The sequence below is a fragment of the Dactylosporangium sp. NPDC005555 genome (genome assembly GCF_040605635.1).
Taxonomy (GTDB): domain Bacteria; phylum Actinomycetota; class Actinomycetes; order Mycobacteriales; family Micromonosporaceae; genus Dactylosporangium.
This window is the reverse complement of sequence record NZ_JBEXDG010000041.1, coordinates 48,290-64,756: the sequence shown is the minus strand read 5'-3', so window position 1 is coordinate 64,756 and position 16,467 is coordinate 48,290. Positions and strand designations below refer to the sequence as shown.

Sequence of the window (16,467 nt, the reverse complement as noted above, 5' to 3'; positions counted from 1 at the left end):
CGTTATGCGTGCCGTCCCGCTTGGACGAACGGCATGCCGTGGTGGTTGGTCTGCGCCAGCCGGCTGTTGAGGTTGCCCGCGTTGGCGATCTTGTCGTGGTACGCCTCGCGGCGGCGGGCGACGCAGCCCGTCGGTTTGTCGCTGATCGAGACGAGATCCGGGTCGAGGTGCGTGTTGAGCCCGTCGCGCAGCAGCATGAGCGCCTCGGCGCGCAGCTGGGACACCCGCGACTCGGTGACACCGAGGTCATGGGCGATCTCCATCATGGGGCGCTCCTGGAAGAAGTACCCCTTGACGACCTTGCCGAGCCGCTCGGGCAGCGCCTCGACGGCGTTGTGCAGGTAGCCGATCCGCTCCCGGTGCAGGATCAGGTCCTCCGGGCCGGCGGCCCTTTCCGGCACCATGTCCTCGGCGCTGCCGGCCGCGAACCCCTGCAACGACAGCACCGCGGCCCGTTGCACGTCGTCGTCGATCGACTGGAGCTCGTCGACGCTGACGCCCAGCGCCTCGGCGAGCTCATGGTTGGTCGGGGTGCGTCCGAGCGCCGCGGTCAGCTCCTGTTGCATCGCGTCCGCCTGCCTGGCCCTGGCCCGCACGGATCGGCTCGCCCAGTCCAGTCCCCGCAGCTCGTCGAGGATCGCGCCGCGGATGCGGGTCGTGGCGAAGCTCCCGAACGGGATGCCCCGGCTCGGGTCGAACGCCTTCGCGGCGCCGGCCAGCGCCGCCATGCCCGCGGACACCAGGTCCTCGCGGCTGACGTGGGCGGGCAGTCGGCCGAGCGTCTGGCGCACCAGATGCCCGACGAGTGGCAGGTGCTCGCGGATCAGGTCCTCGAGCTCGCGGCCTTCCAACCGGACCTTGAGCGTGGCACCCTCAAGGGTCGCTGTCATCGGTTCCCCCTCGTGTCTGTGGTGAACCCCGTGCAGGCGGTCCACCTGCTGACACGAAGAACTTTCGACTACGAAGGGTGCTGGCACCGTCACTTTCGGGTGCCTTTTGGTTGCGAGGCGGTGAGAGTGCTCAGATTCGGCGTGTCGCGGAAACTCGCTCAGCGCGCCGAGTCATTCGAACACCGGTACAGTCGCCCGCGATGAATCTTGTACCGCTCGCACCCCGCCTCCGCCGCGCCGCCCGCCAGCACTTCGGCTGGGAACAGTTGCGCGCAGGACAGCTTCCGCCGATGCGCGCCCTGCTGAAGCGACGTGACGCCCTCGTGGTGTTGCCCACCGGCGGGGGGAAGTCCGCCATCTACCAGGTCCCGGCGATGCTGCTCGCCGGACCCACTGTCGTCATCTCACCACTCCTCGCGCTGCAGCAGGACCAGATCGCCGGACTGAACCGCCGCCAGGCCGGTCAGGCGGTGCGGATCAGCTCGGCCGAGACGCCCAACCAGCAGAAGGCGGCCCTGGAGGCGCTGCGGGCCGGGACCGCGAGGTTCCTGTTCATCACGCCCGAGCAGCTCGGCAACCCCGACCGGCTCGCCGAGGTCCGCGCGTTGCGGCCCGCCATGGTCGCCGTCGACGAGGCGCACTGCGTCTCCGCGTGGGGCTACGACTTCCGCCCCGACTACCTGCAGCTCGGCCACCTCATCCGGGAGCTCGGCGACGGCACCCGGCGGCCGGTGATCGTGGCCCTCACCGCGACGGCGTCGCCGCCGGTCCGGGCGGACATCACCGGGACGCTCGGGCTGCGGGACCCGTTCACGCACGTCGCCGGGCTGGACCGGGCCAACCTGGAGCTGTCCGCGGTGCACTGCACCAGCGACGAGCAGCGCTGGCAGCGGCTGCTCGCCCAGGTCCGGCAGGAGCCGTCGCCCGGGATCGTGTACGCGCCGACCCGGGCGATCGCCGAGCAGTACGCGACCCGGCTCACCGAGAACGGCGTCGAGGCCGTCGCGTTCCACGCCGGTCTCGCGGCCGGCGAGCGGAACCGCCGGTACACCGACTTCATGGCCGACAAGGTCCCCGTCATGGTCGCGACCAGCGCCTTCGGCATGGGCGTCGACAAGCCCAACATCCGCTGGGTGCACCACGTGGCGCTGCCCGACTCCCCCGACAGCTACCTGCAGGAGATCGGCCGCGCCGGCCGGGACGGCAACCCGTCGCGCACCGTGCTGTTCTTCCGGCCCGAGGACGTGTCGCTGCAACGGTTCTTCGCCTCCGGCGCGCCCGACGGCCACGAGCTCACCCAGCTCGCCGCCGCGCTGCGGGAGGGCCCGGTGAGCCGGACCGCCCTCGCGACCCGAAGCGGCCTGCCCGCCCGGAAGGTGACATCGCTGCTGAGCCTCCTGGAGCAGGTCGGCGCCGTCGAGGTCCTCCCCGGCAACAAGATCGGCATGCCCCGCTACGCGCCCGCCCCGGCGGAGGCGTCCCGGCTCGCGCTCGCCCAGTTCGAGCGGCACCAGACGCTGCGGCGCTCCCGGATCGACATGATGCGTGGGTACGCCGAAAGCGCCGGCTGCCGCGGCAAGGCGCTGCTGGCCTACTTCGGCGAGCAGGCGGAGCGGGCCTGCGAACACTGCGACAACTGCGCCAACGGCACCGTCGTCGTCGACCCCGTGGTGCCGCACGTCCCCTGGTACCGGAAGCTGTTGCGCCGAGCGGCGTCCTCCGGCACCGCGCCCGGCTCGGCGGTCACCGTGACCGCCGACTCGGCCCGGCCCTTCCCCGTGTCGAGCGAGGTGCGGCACACCGCCTGGGGCACCGGCACCGTCATGGCCTACGAGCAGGACCGGGTCGTCGTGCTGTTCGAGGAGGTCGGCTACAAGACGCTGTCCGTGCCGATCGTGCAGAAGTCGAAGCTCCTCGAACCGGTGTGACGCCGGGCGCGGTCGTGGGCCGGCGCTAGGCTTTGGCCCATGACTGAGCTTCCCATCGATCAGCGGGCGTACAACCAGAAGCTGATCGAGGAGTTCCGCGCCGGCGGGCGGCGGATCGCGGACCGGCCACTGCTGCTGCTCACCACGACCGGCCGCAAGAGCGGCACGCCGCGCACGAGCCCGATGATGTACATCCGGATCGACGACAGCATGTATGTCATCGCCTCGAACGCGGGCGCCGTCTTCGACCCCGACTGGTATCGCAACCTGGTCGCCGAGCCGGCCGTCACCGTCGAGGCGGAGGGCGAGGAGTATGCCGCGACCGCCCGCCCCGTCGCCGATGAGGACCGGCCCGTGCTGTGGACCAGGATCGTGGAGCGCTACCCGTTCTTCATCGAGCACCAGGGCGGCGTGGAGCGCAAGATCCCGGTGGTCGAGCTGATCCGCGCCTGAGGCGCTCCGTCAGGCCGGGCTGATCACCTTCTCCGGCTCCACGTAGTCCCGGGACGTGGTCTCCTCGACCAGGTCCCGGGCCCACCAGCCGTCGCCGCGGAACTCCCCGGGCACCTCGTCCTCCCACGCGTCGAGCCCGAGCCCCTCGACCGCGTCGAACCACGCGTCCCGCCGCGACGCCGGCAGCCGGCCGCCGCACCAGGGGCAGTAGCCGATCACGACCATCGACGCACCACCGTCCCTGACGGGCAGACCGTATTCGTCGAACTTCGCGTCGTACACGACGACCACGTCCGGGTCGTCCTCCCCCGCGTCCGACTCGGACCGGGCCAGCTGATCGCGCATACCGTCGCAGCAGTGTTTCCGCACGGCAGGCAGTATGGCGGGCGCACACTGTCGGGTGTCCGGCAGGCCCACAACTGTCGTTTCGGGGATAGTCCAGGCCGCTGACCACGGTATACGCTCGCCGCCACTGGCACATTTCAGGGATTCGACGCCACGGCGAGCGCCCTAGTGTCATGACCAGCACCTGAATCGCAGATCCCCGAACGCCCCTGCAGATACCGAGAGGACCTCACCATGAGCGAGTACGACGGCGGCGACACCGGCGTGGACTACGGCCACGTCGAGACCGGCCAGGAGCACGAGTCCCTGGACCAGCTCAACCAGGTCAACGCCAGCGAGTCCGACTACAACAACCAGTTCAACGTGTACGAGCAGGACCACGCCGCCGCCGAGTCGACCTCGTTCGACCAGGGCCACAGCGTCGAGTACACCAACCCGGACGGCGCGCATTACGCGGAGTCGAGCTTCACGTCCTACGACCACTCGGCCGCCGAGTCGGACCACGTCTTCGCCGCCGAGGGCAGCGAGTCGTCGCACCAGGCCGAGTTCTCGCAGCTCGAAGCCCTGCAGGCGCGGCTGGACTCCGCCTTCTCGGAGGCCACGGTCATCGACACCGACACCCCGCCGTCGATCTCCGCCGGCTGATCCTCCGCGCTTCCGCACTTCCGTACTTCTCCGGGCGCCGACCTCATTACGCAGGTCGGCGCCCGGCTGTTTGGAGCAGCGCGTCGGCGACGCCGGTGCGGATGTTGAGGACGGTGCGGCCGTCGCGGTGGGCCGTGACCAGACCGGCCGCGCGCAGCGCCGCCAGGTGCTGGGAGACGCCGCCGGCGGTCAGCCCGACGCGGGCGGCCAGGGCCGTCGTCGACGCGGGCGCGGACAGCTCGACGAGGAGCCGGGCGCGGGTCCGGCCGAGGACCGCGGCGAGCCCGTCCGGGGCCGGCGCCGGCCGCTCCCACAGCGCGCCCGTCCCCCGTGGCGGGTACGCCAACTGGGCGGACCGGCCCGTCGAAACGGTCAGGATCGACGGCCACACGAACACCGACGGGATCAGGACGAGGCCGCCGCCGGCCGGGACGTCGTCCGCCGTGCACCACCGCTGCGCCACCGACAGCGTGTCGTCGGCCCACCGCACCTGATCGTGCAGGTCGTTGAGCAGGCCGCCGACCCCGCCGGCGGCGAGCGCCCGGGCGCGGGTGAACACCTCCGCCTCCAGCAGCCGCCGGACGCGCGGCCAGTCGGGGGCGATCGCCGCGTCGAAGTAGTCGGTGATCTGCGCCGCCAGGCGTTCCAGGAGCCCGTCCGGCGGCGGCCCGCCGAGCTGGCGTCCGACCTCCTCGGGCGGGGTCGCCAGCATCGCGTCGAGCTCCGCGGGCAGGTCGGCGAACAGTCCGGCGGGCGCCGGGGTGAGGAAGTCCGGCACGTACGCCGGCCCCGCCCGCACCAGCCGCCACAGCTCACCGCCGATCTTCTTCTGCCGCGTCCGGGTGACCCACGGCAGGTGCACGGCGTGCGCGCCAGGGTCGCGCAGGACGCGGATGCTGGCGATCGTCTCCCACAACGGCGAGATCGCGAACCGCACCCGCGCGACGGCGTCCGCGGACAGTCCGATGGCGACCATGTAGCCCAGGCTAAAACGTTGGAGCGCCGCCCGGTGCCACGCGAGGATGACCGGCATGACCAACTTCCACTCCCTGCACAACCCCGCCGACCCGCTCGTCCTCGTCAACGCGTGGGACGCCGCCTCCGCGAGGGTCGTCGCGGCCGCCGGGGCCCGCGCGGTCGCCACCACGTCCGCGGGGGTGGCCTGGTCGCTCGGCGTGCCCGACGGTGACGCGCTGACCCGCGACGCGATGCTCGCGCACCTGACCCGGGTCGTCGCGGCCGTCGACGTGCCGGTGACCGCGGACATCGAGTCCGGCTTCGGCGAGCGCCCAGAGGACGTCGCGGAGACGCTGCGCGGGGTCGTCGCGGCTGGCGCCGTCGGGGTGAACCTGGAGGACACCGTCCGGGATGCCGCGCAGGGCGCCGTCCTGCGGCCGGTGCCGGAGCAGGTCGCGCGGATCCGTGCCGCCCGGGCCGCCGCACCGGACGTCTACATCAACGCCCGCGTCGACACGTACCTCCGCGGCACCGGCAACCTGGAGGACACCGCGGCGCGGGCGGCCGCCTACCTGGACGCGGGGGCGAGCGGCATCTTCGTGCCGGGGGTCGCCGACGCGGACACCATCGGGGCGCTCGCCGAGGCGATCCCCGCGCCGCTGAACATCCTCGTCGGGCCGGACACGCCGAGCGTGGGCGAGCTCGGGAAGCTGGGCGTGGCGCGGGTCAGCCTCGGCTCGTGGGTGGCGGAGGCGGCGTACGCGGTGGCCAGGCACGCCGCCGTGGAGGCGTTCACCACCGGCACGTACACCAGCCTCGGCAACGCCCTGGACTATTCGGAGCTGAACCGTCTGATGGGCTGACGCCCATCGCGGCCGAGGTCTGCTCCGGGCGGCGCGGGCGGGTGGTCTCCGCCCCGCACGCCCGTGGCGGTCTTCCCGCGTCGCGCGGAACCTCATGCCCTCATCGGAGCATTTTCAGCGCCGTCCTGACCGGCAGGCGTTCGACGGTGTGTTCGAACGACGTCTCGCCGAGGCAGAAGCGCTCGAACATGCGCCATCCCGGCGGGGTCCGCAGCATCGCGTGGAAGAGCCCGGGCCTGCGGCTGAACGTGTCGAGGAGCCGCCGGCCCGCGGTCATCGCCGGGGCGAGGCGCCGCTCGACGGCGGTGACGTAGCCGTCGAGGTCACCGGACGCGGCGGCCGCGCCGGCGAGGGCCCCGGAGCGCACGGCGAAGCTGATCCCCTCCCGGGTCCACGGCTCGAGCAGGCCCGCCGCGTCACCGGCGACCAGGACGCGGCCGGTCCGCAGCGGGGACGTGGCGGTGCGGCACCGGGTGAGGTGGCCGGAGTCGTGGGCGGGCTCGATGCCGTCGAGGCCGAGCCTGGTCACGAAGTCGCGCAGGTACTGCTTGGTCCGCTCGCCCTGGCCACGCGACGCGATGACACCGACGGTGAGTAGGTCGTCCTTCGGGAACACCCACGCGTAGGAGCCGGGCAGCGGGCCCCAGTCGATCAGCAGCCGCCCCTTCCACCTGGCGGCCTCGTCGGCGCCGACCGGGAGCTCGACCTCCAGGCCGAGGTCGACCTGGCCGTACTCGACGCCGGCGTGCCGTGCCGTGATCCCCGACGACCCGTCGGCGCCGATGACGGTGCGCCCGGTGACGGTGCCGCCGCCGGCGAGCCGGACGGTGACCGCGTCGCCGGTCTGCTCCAGGGACCGGGCGGTCACCGACTGCCGCACGACGGCGCCGGCCTTCTCCGCGGCGACCCGAAGCGCGTCGTCGAACCGGGGCCGGCGCACCATCTGCAGCAACGGCCTCTTCTGGCTGCCGCGGCTTCTCCTGGTGAACCCCTTCCGTCCGTCGTGGGTGAACTCGACCCGCGTGATGTGGTCGTCGGCGGGGATGTCGATCAGGTCGCCGACCGCCTGCACGGTGCAGCCGATCAGTCCTCCGCCGCAGGTCTTGTACCGCGGGTGCACGGCCTTCTCCAGGACGAGGGTGCGCGCGCCGCCGGTGGCCGCCGCGTGCGCCGCGGACAGGCCGGCGGGCCCGCCGCCGACGACGACCACGTCCCAGTCCTGCCGGTCCGCTGTGTTGGGTTCACTCACCCGAGCAGCGTAGAGGTCCGCTTTCACAGGTGAGATTGGCCTCGTGTGACGCGGACGTCATCCGAATGAGTGACCGATCTGTTTCACTGGCGGGATGTCGGCGATCGACCATCTCATCCACGCCAATGAGCAGTACGCGAGCACGTTCCCCGGCCCGCGCCCGCTGCGTCCGCGTCTGCGCCTGACCGTCATCACGTGCATGGACTCGCGCCTGGACCTCTTCGGGGCGCTCGGCCTGGACATCGGCGACGCGCACCTCATCCGCAACGCCGGCGGCCTGCCGACCGAGGAGGTGCTGCGGTCCCTCGCGATCAGCCAGCGCCGCCTCGGCACCCGCGAGGTCGTCCTGATCCACCACACCGAGTGCGGCATGCAGGGCTTCGACGACGACGAGTTCCGCGCGACGCTCACCGCCGAGACCGGCCACGCGCCGACGTGGGACGTGCCCGGCTTCACCGACCTGCACGACACGATGCGCTCGTCGATCGAGACGGTCCGGCGGTGCGAGTGGCTGCCGCACCGCGAGGACGTGCGCGGCTTCATCTTCGACGTCGGCACCGCCAAGATCGAAGAGGTGCACTGACCGCGGTGCGGTCGTTCGTGGTCACCGGCGGCGGGCGCGGAGCCGGCGGCGCCATCGTCAACGTCTCCTCCCACCAGGCGCGGCGTCCGGTGCGGGGCGCGCTGCCGTACTCGACCGCCAAGGCCGCCGTCGAGGGCCTGACCCGCGCCCTCGCCGTCGACCACGGCCCGCACGGCATCCGCGTCAACGCCGTCGCGCTCGGCTCGATCGTGACGGCACGCTCGGAGGAGCTCCTGTCCGCCCGTACACCGGAAGACGCCGCCCACATCGTGGACCAGCTCGCGCGGCTGCACCCCCTCGGCCGCCCGGGCGACGCGTCCGAGGTCGCCGACGCGGTCGCGTTCCTGCTCTCCCCCGCGGCGTCGTTCATCTCCGGCGCCGTCATCCCCGTCGACGGCGGCCGCGCCGCCAGGGGCGCCGACCCTGAGTCCCGCGCTCCTTCGTAAACAGCGGGGGTCCGCGCGAGGGGTCATGGGATGCCACAAAAGGCGGACAATGCTGCACGATCGATCCCATGCGATACGGGGGGCGGCTGAACCGCATCGAGTTCACAGCGCTGATCGACCAGCAGGCGAACCGGATCCGTGCGAGCGCCGCCGCGCTGCCCCTGTACGGGATGGCCGGCTGGACCGGCCCGTGCCGGATCGGCGCGTGGTCCTGGGACGACGACCGGCTCGTGCACGCCGGCCTGACCTTCGGCGACCCGGCGACCGGCAGCGGCGGCTGGGTCGAGGTCGTCACCACCGCCGGCCCGCCACTGCCCCTGCTCATCGACATGCGCGTCGCCGCCGTCATGCCCCAGCCCCCCGAGGACCGCAAGACCTACGAACGCAACCTCCGCGCCGCCTCCACACCGGCCCCCCACCGCGTCGGCATCACCGTCGACGGCGTGCCGAAGCCGTTCCACCGCTGGCCCGACCAGCAGGTCCTCCCCTCCCAGAAGGGCTGGCTGGCCGTCCTCGACGAGGTGCCGGGTCTGCTGCTGCGCGTGTCCAACCTCGCCCCTGCGGACATCAGGCTCGCCCGGGTCGGCGACCTGGAACCCCACCTGATCGGCACGAGGACCCAGCTCCTCGCCGGCTACGACAACCACACCGAGGACCGCCTGCTGTAGCACCGCGGCGTTCAGTGCCGGCACCCGGGCGTTTCAGTACCGGGACGCCAGCGCCTGCGCGAAGTTGACCCGTTGCAGCGCCTCAGCCGCGTGCAACGGCGAGTACACGATCTCCCGCGCCATGTAGTGGAACTGCCCCGCCTGCACCGACACGATCAGCGGCCCCGACATGGTGTGGGTCTTCGCCGTCAGGAAGAACAGACCGAACATCAGGAACAGACTCAGCCCACACGTGAACGGCGCCAGCACCACGGCCAGAATCGCGCAGGTCACACCGAGCCCGATCCCCCACCCCGCAGTCGTGGTGATCGGCACCGGCTGCGAAATCACCATCCACCGGCTCCCCCGGATCGGCCACACCCCCATGGGTGTGTAGATGGCCCGCCCGTCGACCCGCACATCACCGATCTGCACGTCAGGCCCGGTGTACGCAGGCAGCTCACCGCCACCGCCGCTGTACGGGATGGGCAACGTCACGCGAACATTGTGCCGCCTCCCAGCCCCTGGAGGGACCCTCTCCGCGGCCCCACCGCGCCACCTGAACAGACAGCGCCCCAGCCACCCACTCATCCCACCCCTGCCGCCGCTGACGGCGCTCGCCGGGCAGCCGCTCACAACGCCGACCAGGTCAGCCGCTCACGGCGCTGGGCCGGGTAAGCCGCTCACGGCGCTCGCCGGGCACCCGCTCACGACACCGACCAGGGCAGCCGCTCACGGCGCTGGGGCCGGGTCAGCCATTCACGGCACTCGCCGGGCAGCCGCTCACGACACCGACCGGGGCAGCCGCTCATGGCGTCGACCGGACCGCCACCCGTGGCCCCTCGCCGTGCCGCAGCCCGCCACGGCGCAGGACCTGACCAGGTCGACGCTCCAGTGCATCGCGGCAGCCGGCGGAGCGGGTGCGGGTCATCGCTCGTCCAGGTGCTCCGCGAGCCGGTCGAAGAACTGGCGCCAGCCCGCTGCGGCGCCCTCGGCCTGCGCATCGTCGGTGTTGACGCCCTGCTCCCGCATGGTCATCTCGGTGCCGCCGTCACCGGTCGGCTTGAACATCACGCTGACGGTCGAGGCGACGTCGCCGGTGGTGTTGTCGGGATCGCCGGTCGTCATGACGAGCCGCGCGGGGGCTTCGAGCTCGCGATAGACACCGCCGAACGGGTGCTCGTTGCCGACGCTGTCGAGCATGACGACGTGCCAGGCACCGCCGGGCCGGGTCTGCATGACGATGCGGTCCTCCGGCGTGGTGAACTCCCTCGGCCCGAACCACCGGCTGAAGCCCGCAGGCGTCGTCCAAGCCCGGTAGACCCGTTTCGGGTCGGCGGTCAGCCTGCGGGTGATCGAGTATTCGGCGGTCCGCACCGTGCGCTCCTTGCAGGCGTGGAAGAGGCCGGCGCGATGCCGGCCCCTCCCGGTGTGGTCAGGCGTAGACGGCGGCGAGCCACTCGGACCAGGTCCGCTCCGCGGCCTCCCGGTCGATGTCGGCGAACACGTGGTGACCGGTGAGGATCATGCCGCCGCCACCCACGAACCGCAGCAGTGCGTCGTCGGTGCGCACCCCCAGGAAGCCGGGATCCAGGACGACGTCGACGACACCGACAACGGCCTGACCGTCGACGGTGAACTCCACCTTGTCGCCCTCACTGACCCGGCCGGTCAGGCCGACCGCGCCGACGATGCCGTCCCAGGCACGCTCCTGGTCGGACTGCTGCGGCCCGAACGCGGTGACCGGCACGGCGGTGCGACCCGGGAAGTGCAGCAGATACTGCTCGAGCGTGCGCAGATAGAGCGGGTTGCCCTGGCGCAGCGCGTCATACTGCTCCTCCCAGTCGCCGGTCATGATGCCGCTGTGCACGAGCCGCAGCGCGGTGCTCCCACCGTCGCGGCCCTCGACGAGATATTCGAACGCCATGAACGCACCGTCCTCGCCAGGCGTCGCACGGTAGGCGAACCGGTGCGGCGGCTCCCAGGCGGTGATCGTCGACTCGGCGGTGAAGCCGGGCATCGTGAGGGAGCCGCGCCCACCGACACGAGGCTCGATCTCGGTGCTGCCCATGAACCACGAGTCGACGCCGGGGCCGGTGGCTATCGCGTCCCAGACCTGCTCGGGCGTGGCCGCGATGTCGATGTCGTGGGTGAGCTCGAATTCGTGCGACATGTCAGGACTCCTCGGTCTGTGGACGGTGCTGACTTTCGATCTGAACGTCGGTGTCGGCGTCGACGGCCGCCGTGTCCGTCTGACGGCCGGTTTCCGGGCGCAGGCTCGGATGGATCGCGACGATGACCCGGTGCTCCCTGCCACCCTCGGCACGCTCGTCGTGATAGCGGCTGACCAGCCCGGCGACCGCCGTGGCCAGCTCCTGGGCGAACGCGGCCCGGTCGGCCGCAGAGGCGAACCGCACGGTGCCGTCGAGCGCGAAGGTGGCGACCGGTTTGCCCGCCCGGGCGGACCCGGTGATGAGTGCGCCGACCTCTTTGACGAGCCGGGCCGCGACGGCGAGCAGCCAACGCGCGGACAGCTTGTCGGGCGACCTCGACGGGTCGGGCGCCACATCGGCGAGCGCCGTCGGCGAGATCACGAACGAAGCGGCGGCGGACCGCAGCACCCGCTCCGTGACGTTGCCCTTGCGCCGCTCCTCGACGAGCTCGACGAGGCCGTGCGCCTCGAGCGTCTTGAGGTGGTAATTCACCTTCTGCCGGGGCAGGCCGACGATTGCCGCGAGGCCGGTCGCCGAGTGTGGCTCAACGAGCAGCGCCAGCAGTCGTGCCCGGATCGGGTCCAGCGCCACCTCGGCGGCACTCGGCTCCTCGATGACTCCCACTTCGAACATGCGAGAAATGTAGCCTCCGACAACTTGAACTGTCAAGACAGGAAAAATTGTCGGAGCCCGCCGCTACAGTGACCGCCGCACTGGCCGAGCGCCATCGTCCTCAGTGCGGGCGCGGCCATGTTCCTGCTCGCCCACGCATGGTTCCTGCCCGTCCCGTGATGGCCGCCGTGGTCATCGTCAAGGACCTGAGGACTGTCCGGACCGAGCACACCACCGTCATCCATGACTTCGGCCGCTGACCGCACGATCGTTGGTGGAGCAGGTCGACCCGGCGGACGAGCCGCGCCCGGCCGGCTGCTGGCGAAGGAAGCGGCGACTGCGATCGGCATGTCCGCCATCGGGGCGCGGTGCCGCACCGCCTCGTCCGGGACCGCTTGGGTCGCACGGGTCGGTGGCTCCGCCGACGAAGAAGGACCCGGCGAGAAGGACCTGATGAGGAGGACCTGACGGGAAGGACCTGACGGGATCGTTCGGCTGGGTCAGGGGCGGGCCGGCGGGAGAAGGCCGAGGGACATCGCGGTGGTGACGGCGGCGGTGCGGTCGCTGACGTCGAGTTTGTTGAAGGCGCGCAGCAGGTGGGTTTTGACGGTCGCTTCGGTGATGTGGAGGGTACGGCCGATGTCGGCGTTGGTGTGGCCGGTGGCGACGAGGGACAGGACCTCGAGCTCGCGGGCCGAGAGGATCGGGGTGGTGGCCGGGCGGGGTGGGTTGCGGACCTGCTGGACGAGGCGGCCGGCGACCGAAGGGGCCAGGACGGTCTCGCCGCGGGCGGCGGCGCGGACGGCGGCGGTCAGGTCGGTCCGGGAGGCGTCCTTGAGGAGGTAGCCGCTGGCGCCGGCCTCGACGGCGCGGAGGATGTCGGCGTCGGTGTCGTACGTGGTGAGGACGACGACCCTGGTCTGCGGGAGCGTGGCGAGGATGCGGCAGGTGGCGCCGGCGCCGTCGAGGCCGGGCATCCGCAGGTCCATGAGGATGACGTCGGGGTGGTGGATGCGCGCGGCGGTGACGGCCTCGTCGCCGGAGCCGGCCTCGCCGACGACGGTCAGGTCTGGTTCGGCCTCCAGCATGCCGCGCAGACCGTCGCGGACCACGGGGTGGTCGTCGACCAGCAGGATGCGGATCATACGAGCCGGTCCACGACGGCGGCATCGGCGGACGACACGCAGCCGACCGCCGAGGACGCGAAACCGGCCAACGACACCGCGAAACCGGCCGGGGAAACCGGGAAGCCGGCCCGCGAGACCGGGAAGCCGGCCCCCGAGACCAGAATCCCGGCCCGCGAGACCAGGAACCCGGCTCGGGAGGACAGGAGACTGACTGCCGAGACCGGGAAGCCAGCCAGGTAGGACAGGCGACCGGATGCCGTGATCGGAAGACCGGCCCGGGAGGACGGGACGCGAACCGGCAAGGGAAGAGCGCGTGCGGGACCGGCATCAGACGGCACGACGCGGATCATACGAGCCGAGCCGTGGTGGCGAACACCAGCGCGAAGCGGTGCTGGTCGCTCCGGATGGACCGGGACGCAAGGGCTGGGTGGCGCCGCGGTGCGGTTCATCCGAGTTGCACCGTGACAGTGGTGCCGGTGCCGGAGCGGCTCGAGACGGTGCACACGCCGCCGGCCTGCTCCACCCGCGCTCGCATGCCGGCAAGACCGAAGCCCGACCTGACGCTGGGTTCCGAGCCCGAGCCCGAGCCGACGCCCGACCCGGAACCAGACCCAGCGCCGGAACCGGACGCAGCGCCGAAACCCGAGCCAGACCCAGAACCGGAACCGAACCCAGAACCCGAGACAGAGCCGGAACCCGATTCAGCGGCGGAACCAGAGCCAGAGGCGGGACCGGACTCGGAAAAGGGGCGGGAGGCTGCGGTGGGAGCAGGGAGCGGCGGGGTGAAGCCGAGGCCGTCGTCGGTCACTGTCAGGACGATCGAGCCGTCCCTGAAAGAGAGCCGGACGTCGACGGTCGCGGCGTGGGCGTGTTTGCGGACGTTGGTCAGGGCCTCCTGCAGCGACCGCAGCAGCACCACCTGCACCGCGGTCGGCAGGGCGGCCAGGGCGTCGTCGATGCGGTGGTCGAAGTGGCAGGCGGTGTGGATGCCCGTCTCGGAGGCGAGCCGGGACAGTTGCCGCCGCACCGCGTCGCCGAGGCCCGAGGTCTGCAGGTCGGCGGGACTGAGGGCGGCGACCAGGGCGCGCGCCTCGGCGAGGTTCTCCCGGGCGGTGCGGGTGACCTGCGCCAGCCGGTGCGCGGTCTGGGACGGGTCGCCGGAGGCCGCCTGGGTGAGCGTGATGATGCTCGTGAAGCCCTGGGCCAGCGTGTCGTGGATCTCGGCGGCGAGGCGGGCCCGTTCGGTGAGGACCCCGGCCTCGTGGGAGAGGCGGGCGACCTCGGCGCGGCTGGCGGAGAGTTCGGCGATCATCGCGGCGCGTTCCTCGTTCTGGTCGGTGAGGCGGGCGATGTACGTGCCGGCCACGACCGCGAACGCCAGGCCCAGCACCGTGAGCGGGATCAGTCCGTGCACCTTGGCGAGGGTGCCGTCGCGCACCAGTGTCAGCGGCACCGGCAGCAGGTCGAGGGCGGCGACCACGGCGAGGGCGGGGCGCAGCGGCAACGCGGCGAACAGCATCGAGGCCCAGGCGATGAGCGCGAACGACGCCGTGTGGTCGAGCCAGACGGCGGTGAGGTGCAGCAGTGCGAGGACGCCGGCGAAGACCCAGACCGGAAACCCGAGCCGGCCGTGGAGAACGTGCCAGGCGAGGCCCAGGGCGAGGAGCACCGCGGCGGCCGGGGCGCTGACCACGCCGGGGGCCCGGTCGACCAGCAGGAAGCCGACGACCGAGCCCACGACCACGACATACAGCGCGTCCCACCGGGCCAGGGTCACCGGCGTGACCACCGGAACGTCAGCAGGCTCAGCGCCAGGCCGATCAGGCACCACACGCCCAGCACCAGGGCGGTCCTGCCGGGCTCCCATGTGCCTGCCACCTCCTGTGCGGCGAGGGCGTCGGGCAGGAAGACCGAGCGGAATCCCTGCCCCATCCATTTGACGGGGAACAGCGCCGAGACGTCGACCATGGCCGGCGGCAGCGCGGCGATGTGGACGAAGATGCCGGACGTGAACTGCAGGACGAGGACGGGCAGGTTGAGCACCGCCGGGGCGCTGCGGGCCGACCGGGCCAGCGACGAGGCGGCGATGCCCAGCAGGGTACAGGCGACCACCGACAGAACCAGGAGCCAGGCAAACGTCAGGAAGTGCGAAACATCCGCGAAGAAGGGCAGGTCGAAGAGCAGCGTGCCGACCAGCAACAGCAGCGCCACCTCGAAGAGCGCCGCGAAGAGGACCAGCACGATCTTGCCGATGAAGTAGGCCCCGGCGGTCACCGGCGTGCCACGGAGGCGCTTCAGCGTCCCGTCCTCGCGGTCGACGGCGATCCCGACGCCCATCGAGATGAACGCCGTGGACAGGATCCCGTAGGCGATCATCCCGGCCGCGAACACCTGGCTGTGCGTCGTGGAGGACCCCGGCATGACCGGCGTGGAGAAGATGAACCCGAGCAGGATCGTCAGCAGCGCTGGGAACGCGAACGTGAAGATGACCGCGTCCTTCTGCCGGATCAGCTGCAGCACCTCGACGAAGCCGCGGGAGCGGCCCATGGCAAGCGTGGACGGCATGGTCATGACCGGGCTCCGATCAGGTCGAGGTAGACGTCCTCCAGGCTGGGCCGGCGGACCTGCAGGTCAGTGGCGTCGGGACGCAACGAGGAGACCACCGTGCCGGGCGAGTCGGTGCGGACCTCGTGCAGGCCGGTGCCGTCGCGCCAGGTCACGGTCGCCTGCGCCTGAGCGGGTCCGCCCACGTCGGAGGGTGTACCGGCGGCGACGATCCGGCCGCCCACGATGATCGCGAGCCGCCCGGCGAGGGCGGCGGCCTCTTCGAGGTAGTGGGTGGTGAGCAGGATCGTGGTCCCGTCGGCGGCGAGGGACCGGATCAGCGCCCAGAACCGCCGCCGCGCCTCAGGATCGAACCCGGTCGTCGGCTCGTCGAGGAAGACGAGCGAGGGGTTGCCGATGATGCCGAGGGCGACGTCGACCCGCCGCCGCTGCCCACCGGACAGCGTCCGGATCCGGGCGTCGGCCTTGTCCAGCAGTCCCACCAGGGAGAGCACCTCGGAGGGGTCCCGCGGCGAGGGGTAGTGGCCGGCGAAGTGCCGGACGGTCTCGCGGACCGTGAGGTCTGCCGCGTCGGTGGCGGTCTGCAGCACGATCCCGATCCGCGACCGCCACCGGCGGCCGGCCGCACCAGGGTCCTCCCCCAGCACCCGTACATCACCGGCATCGCGACGACGGTGGCCTTCGAGGATCTCGATGGTGGTGCTCTTGCCCGCCCCGTTGGGCCCGAGCAGGGCGAAGATCTCCCCGGGCCCGACGGAGAGGGAGATCCCGTCGACTGCCGGGTTGCCCCCGTACGCCTTGCGCAGCCCGTGCACCTCGATCGGTTTCATGGACCTATCGAACTGCGTACACCCCCTGCGGAGGGACGACCGGAGGACTGAACCCGGATGTCAGCCGACCGGTGGACAGACGGCGCCGAGCCGGAAGACCTGGGCGGGTAGGTC

Annotated in this window: 19 protein-coding genes; 7 read left to right on the top strand and 12 right to left on the bottom strand. The window is 71.8% G+C overall.

Translation table 11 applies throughout. The annotated features are described in order from the left end of the window. Nucleotides 1–2: 2 nt before the first annotated feature. Complete coding sequence (locus tag ABZS58_RS34815) at nt 3–890, bottom strand: sigma-70 family RNA polymerase sigma factor (protein ID WP_354787509.1); 888 nt, start codon at nt 888–890, stop codon at nt 3–5. A gap of 200 nt (nt 891–1,090) precedes the next feature. Here ABZS58_RS34815 and ABZS58_RS34810 point away from each other — a divergent pair, with 200 nt between their 5' ends. Further along, nucleotides 1,091–2,818, top strand: coding sequence for a RecQ family ATP-dependent DNA helicase (locus tag ABZS58_RS34810; RefSeq protein ID WP_354787508.1), 1,728 nt, complete (start codon nt 1,091–1,093; stop codon nt 2,816–2,818). Between the two features lie 39 nt (nt 2,819–2,857). After that, nucleotides 2,858–3,271, top strand: coding sequence for a nitroreductase family deazaflavin-dependent oxidoreductase (locus ABZS58_RS34805; RefSeq protein WP_354787507.1), 414 nt, complete (start codon nt 2,858–2,860; stop codon nt 3,269–3,271). Nucleotides 3,272–3,280: 9 nt separating this feature from the next. On the opposite strand, the gene ABZS58_RS34800 is transcribed toward ABZS58_RS34805, so the two are convergent. Continuing rightward, entirely contained in the window at nt 3,281–3,616 is a 336-nt protein-coding gene (locus ABZS58_RS34800) for a hypothetical protein (RefSeq protein ID WP_354787506.1), read from the bottom strand. A gap of 234 nt (nt 3,617–3,850) precedes the next feature. Between ABZS58_RS34800 and ABZS58_RS34795 the strand changes: the two genes are divergently transcribed. After that, a complete protein-coding gene (locus ABZS58_RS34795) occupies nt 3,851–4,261 on the top strand; it encodes a hypothetical protein (protein ID WP_354787505.1) in 411 nt (136 codons plus the stop codon). A 46-nt stretch (nt 4,262–4,307) separates the two neighbouring features. Here ABZS58_RS34795 and ABZS58_RS34790 read toward each other — a convergent pair whose 3' ends face one another. Continuing rightward, nucleotides 4,308–5,237 carry a winged helix-turn-helix domain-containing protein gene (locus ABZS58_RS34790; RefSeq protein WP_354787504.1) on the bottom strand — a complete coding sequence of 310 codons (930 nt, stop codon included), beginning with the start codon at nt 5,235–5,237 and terminating at the stop codon, nt 4,308–4,310. Nucleotides 5,238–5,292: 55 nt separating this feature from the next. Here ABZS58_RS34790 and ABZS58_RS34785 point away from each other — a divergent pair, with 55 nt between their 5' ends. Further along, complete coding sequence (locus tag ABZS58_RS34785; protein ID WP_354787503.1) at nt 5,293–6,081, top strand: isocitrate lyase/phosphoenolpyruvate mutase family protein; 789 nt, start codon at nt 5,293–5,295, stop codon at nt 6,079–6,081. Between the two features lie 100 nt (nt 6,082–6,181). Here the strand turns inward: ABZS58_RS34785 and ABZS58_RS34780 are convergent, their stop codons facing one another. Further along, nucleotides 6,182–7,330 (bottom strand): geranylgeranyl reductase family protein, encoded by a 1,149-nt coding sequence (locus ABZS58_RS34780; RefSeq protein ID WP_354787502.1) that lies wholly within the window; start codon nt 7,328–7,330, stop codon nt 6,182–6,184. A 94-nt stretch (nt 7,331–7,424) separates the two neighbouring features. On the opposite strand from ABZS58_RS34780, the gene ABZS58_RS34775 reads away from it, so the two are divergent. The 3 genes from ABZS58_RS34775 to ABZS58_RS34765 all read left to right on the top strand — a co-directional run bounded on the left by ABZS58_RS34775 (nt 7,425) and on the right by ABZS58_RS34765 (nt 9,027). Next, on the top strand, nt 7,425–7,913 hold the full coding sequence (locus ABZS58_RS34775) for a carbonic anhydrase (RefSeq protein ID WP_354787501.1): 489 nt from the start codon (nt 7,425–7,427) through the stop codon (nt 7,911–7,913). Nucleotides 7,914–7,918: 5 nt separating this feature from the next. Further along, a complete protein-coding gene (locus ABZS58_RS34770) occupies nt 7,919–8,359 on the top strand; it encodes an SDR family oxidoreductase (RefSeq protein WP_354787500.1) in 441 nt (146 codons plus the stop codon). 68 nt (nt 8,360–8,427) lie between these two features. Then, nucleotides 8,428–9,027, top strand: a complete 600-nt coding sequence (locus ABZS58_RS34765) for a hypothetical protein (RefSeq protein WP_354787499.1) — start codon at nt 8,428–8,430, stop codon at nt 9,025–9,027. A gap of 33 nt (nt 9,028–9,060) precedes the next feature. Here ABZS58_RS34765 and ABZS58_RS34760 read toward each other — a convergent pair whose 3' ends face one another. The 8 genes from ABZS58_RS34760 to ABZS58_RS34725 form a co-directional block, all read right to left on the bottom strand. Next, a complete protein-coding gene (locus ABZS58_RS34760; protein ID WP_354787498.1) occupies nt 9,061–9,504 on the bottom strand; it encodes a hypothetical protein in 444 nt (147 codons plus the stop codon). A 429-nt stretch (nt 9,505–9,933) separates the two neighbouring features. After that, on the bottom strand, nt 9,934–10,383 hold the full coding sequence (locus tag ABZS58_RS34755; RefSeq protein WP_354787497.1) for an SRPBCC domain-containing protein: 450 nt from the start codon (nt 10,381–10,383) through the stop codon (nt 9,934–9,936). Between the two features lie 58 nt (nt 10,384–10,441). Next, on the bottom strand, nt 10,442–11,179 hold the full coding sequence (locus ABZS58_RS34750) for an SRPBCC domain-containing protein (RefSeq protein WP_354787496.1): 738 nt from the start codon (nt 11,177–11,179) through the stop codon (nt 10,442–10,444). A gap of 1 nt (nt 11,180) precedes the next feature. Next, nucleotides 11,181–11,852, bottom strand: a complete 672-nt coding sequence (locus tag ABZS58_RS34745) for a helix-turn-helix domain-containing protein (protein ID WP_354787495.1) — start codon at nt 11,850–11,852, stop codon at nt 11,181–11,183. Between the two features lie 479 nt (nt 11,853–12,331). After that, nucleotides 12,332–12,976 (bottom strand): response regulator transcription factor, encoded by a 645-nt coding sequence (locus tag ABZS58_RS34740; protein ID WP_354787494.1) that lies wholly within the window; start codon nt 12,974–12,976, stop codon nt 12,332–12,334. 427 nt (nt 12,977–13,403) lie between these two features. Beyond that, on the bottom strand, nt 13,404–14,735 hold the full coding sequence (locus tag ABZS58_RS34735) for a sensor histidine kinase (protein WP_354787493.1): 1,332 nt from the start codon (nt 14,733–14,735) through the stop codon (nt 13,404–13,406). After that, nucleotides 14,732–15,529: an ABC transporter permease gene (locus tag ABZS58_RS34730; protein WP_354787492.1), complete on the bottom strand. Its 798-nt coding sequence runs from the start codon at nt 15,527–15,529 to the stop codon at nt 14,732–14,734. The genes ABZS58_RS34735 and ABZS58_RS34730 overlap by 4 nt, the downstream gene beginning before the upstream one ends. Beyond that, nucleotides 15,526–16,353 (bottom strand): ABC transporter ATP-binding protein, encoded by an 828-nt coding sequence (locus ABZS58_RS34725; protein WP_354787491.1) that lies wholly within the window; start codon nt 16,351–16,353, stop codon nt 15,526–15,528. The genes ABZS58_RS34730 and ABZS58_RS34725 overlap by 4 nt, the downstream gene beginning before the upstream one ends. Nucleotides 16,354–16,467 lie beyond the last annotated feature (114 nt).

Bases quoted from the DNA above. Each gene is read 5' to 3' on its own strand.
- ABZS58_RS34815 (WP_354787509.1), bottom strand. From the start codon at position 890: ATGACAGCGACCCTTGAGGGTGCCACGCTCAAGGTCCGGTTGGAAGGC.
- ABZS58_RS34810 (WP_354787508.1), top strand. From the start codon at position 1,091: ATGAATCTTGTACCGCTCGCACCCCGCCTCCGCCGCGCCGCCCGCCAG.
- ABZS58_RS34805 (WP_354787507.1), top strand. From the start codon at position 2,858: ATGACTGAGCTTCCCATCGATCAGCGGGCGTACAACCAGAAGCTGATC.
- ABZS58_RS34800 (WP_354787506.1), bottom strand. From the start codon at position 3,616: ATGCGCGATCAGCTGGCCCGGTCCGAGTCGGACGCGGGGGAGGACGAC.
- ABZS58_RS34795 (WP_354787505.1), top strand. From the start codon at position 3,851: ATGAGCGAGTACGACGGCGGCGACACCGGCGTGGACTACGGCCACGTC.
- ABZS58_RS34790 (WP_354787504.1), bottom strand. From the start codon at position 5,237: ATGGTCGCCATCGGACTGTCCGCGGACGCCGTCGCGCGGGTGCGGTTC.
- ABZS58_RS34785 (WP_354787503.1), top strand. From the start codon at position 5,293: ATGACCAACTTCCACTCCCTGCACAACCCCGCCGACCCGCTCGTCCTC.
- ABZS58_RS34775 (WP_354787501.1), top strand. From the start codon at position 7,425: ATGTCGGCGATCGACCATCTCATCCACGCCAATGAGCAGTACGCGAGC.
- ABZS58_RS34765 (WP_354787499.1), top strand. From the start codon at position 8,428: ATGCGATACGGGGGGCGGCTGAACCGCATCGAGTTCACAGCGCTGATC.
- ABZS58_RS34750 (WP_354787496.1), bottom strand. From the start codon at position 11,179: ATGTCGCACGAATTCGAGCTCACCCACGACATCGACATCGCGGCCACG.
- ABZS58_RS34745 (WP_354787495.1), bottom strand. From the start codon at position 11,852: ATGTTCGAAGTGGGAGTCATCGAGGAGCCGAGTGCCGCCGAGGTGGCG.
- ABZS58_RS34740 (WP_354787494.1), bottom strand. From the start codon at position 12,976: ATGATCCGCATCCTGCTGGTCGACGACCACCCCGTGGTCCGCGACGGT.
- ABZS58_RS34730 (WP_354787492.1), bottom strand. From the start codon at position 15,529: ATGACCATGCCGTCCACGCTTGCCATGGGCCGCTCCCGCGGCTTCGTC.
- ABZS58_RS34725 (WP_354787491.1), bottom strand. From the start codon at position 16,353: ATGAAACCGATCGAGGTGCACGGGCTGCGCAAGGCGTACGGGGGCAAC.